This window comes from Streptomyces anandii JCM 4720 (assembly GCF_014650655.1).
In the GTDB taxonomy this organism is placed as follows: Bacteria; Actinomycetota; Actinomycetes; order Streptomycetales; family Streptomycetaceae; genus Streptomyces; species Streptomyces anandii.
Map to the genome: position 1 here is coordinate 112,022 of NZ_BMVJ01000006.1, position 2,146 is coordinate 114,167.

Annotated in this window: 2 protein-coding genes; both read right to left on the reverse strand. The window is 77.5% G+C overall.

Annotation, left to right across the window (positions count from 1 at the left end; translation table 11 throughout):
* Positions 1 to 174: 174 nt before the first annotated feature.
* Complete coding sequence (locus IE249_RS13270) at positions 175 to 1,116, reverse strand: ferredoxin family protein (RefSeq protein WP_189705018.1); 942 nt, start codon at positions 1,114 to 1,116, stop codon at positions 175 to 177.
* A 93-nt stretch (positions 1,117 to 1,209) separates the two neighbouring features.
* On the reverse strand, positions 1,210 to 2,146 hold a 937-nt coding region (locus IE249_RS13275), incomplete at its 5' end, for a citrate/2-methylcitrate synthase (RefSeq protein ID WP_229858346.1).

A 2,146-nucleotide genomic window follows, 5' to 3' on the forward strand; every position in this document is an offset into this window, starting at 1 on the left:
GCATCAGCAGCACCTGCGAGAACACCCGCCGGGGCAGGCCCAGGCGACGGCGGCGTGCGGGGGGAGTGCGGTTCATGCCCACGACGGTACGTCGGCGGGCGGCGGCCGCCCCAGGGGTGTGCCACGGATCTCGGTCACCCCGCGCGGGTGCGTCAGCCGGCGCGGCGGGCACCGTCAGCCGGCGAGCCGCGTCGCGGTGACCTCCCGCAGGGCCACCACGTCCATGAGCGCGGGTCCGCCCAGGACCGACGTGCCGCAGCTCTCCGCGCGGGGCGGTGCGGCGGTCGTCTGCCGCACGGTCACCCGCCACCGGCGTCCGTCGGCGTGGGCGACGGTGACCTCCCAGCGGGGTGCCGCGCCGTCGGCGCGCAGGACGGAGAGGACGTCCGCGCGGTACTCGTCCGCGGCCGCCCGCACGGCCAGCTCCGCGGCCTGTCCGGGGCGTTCCCAGGCCGTGCGGCCCCGACAGCCGTCCAGGACGACGCGGCCCTCCCGCACGGCGTGCAGGACGTCCTTGACGGCGTGCGCCCCGGCCCTGCCGTAGGCGTATCCGTACGGCAGGACGAGCAGCGTGGGCGAGAAGCGGTGGCCGCCCAGGTGCGTGACCTCCCAGACCCCGCGCACGCCCGAGGCGGCGAGCTCGGCGGCGAGGGGACGGCCGAGGAGCGCGCAGCACCGGTCGCGCTTGCCGTTGGTGCACACGAACGCGAGCGGGTCGCCCGCGTGGGGACCACCCTCCAGCACCGTGTCGAAGGAGTCGTGGTCGCCGCGGCCGAGTGCGCCGAGGTCGAGGTCCAGCAGGTGTTCCGGCTCGGTGGTCGTGGCGCTGCGCAGCCATGTCCTTCCCGGAACCGTGTGGGCCGCGTACACCTGCCGCACGGACGGCGTCCGGCAGTCGGCGTGGCGTCCGGGACGGCGGATCAGCGCGATGCGCACACCGGTGCCCCGCGCGGCCCGGTCCAGGGCCCGGCCGACGGCGGGGTCCAGGTGGCTCGAGGTGAGCGCCTTGGCGCCCCACGGGCCGGGCTGCTCCAGCAGCAGCCACGTCGTCGCGGTGACCGCCGTCGCGGCCATCGGCTCGTCGAGCTGCCGGGAGACGGTCGAGCACGTACTCACACAGGTGAGCCTAACCTGACCGCGGTCGAAGCGACGTCCGGCCGTCGGAGTGATCCGCTCCGAGTCGTCACCGCCCCGAGCCCCGGACCCTGTTCAGGGCAGCGGCCGAGGAGGACGCGGGCCGACGTACTGGCCGCTCGGGCGCATGCGCAGGGGCCGCTCCCCGTACTCCTCCAGGGCGTGGGCGATCCAGCCCGCCGTGCGGGCCACGGCGAAGATCGTCTCGCCCGCCGTGGCGTCCATCCCGGCGGAGGCGGTGAACACGGCGAGGGCCAGGTCGACGTTGGCGTGCAGCGGGGCGTGGCGGGCCGTGGTGGCCACGACGTCGCGGGCGGCGGCGAGCGCCGGGGCGGCGCGCGGTACGTCCGCGAGGAGCGCGAAGAGCGCACGCGCGCGGGGGTCCTCGCCGGTGTAGAGGCGGTGGCCGAGCCCGGGGATGCGGCGGCCGTCGCGGAGCTCCTCGGCGATCACGGGTCCCGCGGAGCCCCGGTCGAGCACCTCCAGCAGCAGCCGGTGGGCCAGACCGCTGGCCGCGCCGTGCAGCGGGCCCTCGATCACGCCCAGCCCGGCCGACACGGCCGCGTAGGCGTGCGCGCGGGCGGAGGCGGCGACGCGCACGGCGAGCGTCGAGGCGGCCAGGTCGTGGTCGGCGAGCAGCGCGAGTGCCGTGTCCAGGACGCGCATTGACGCCTCGTCTGCGGGACGGCCGCTCAGCCGGGCCCACAGCCGGCGGGCGAGCGGGCCGCGGTCGGGGTCCCGGTGACCGCCGTAGGGCACCGGGGGGAGCGCGGCGACGAGGGTCGGGATGAGGATGCGGGCGGTGCCGAGCACGGCGTCCTCGGACAGGTCGAAGCGCAGCGGGTCCGCGGCCGCGGCGGCGATCGCGGCGACCCGCAGCCGGTCGGTGGGCCCGGTGTGCTCCGGCAGGGCGTCCACGGCGCGGCGGGCCACGGCGACCGAGGTCTCCGGGGCGGTGAACGCGGCGCCGGGGCGGAGCTCTCCGGTCCACAGCCACTCGGCGACCTCCTCG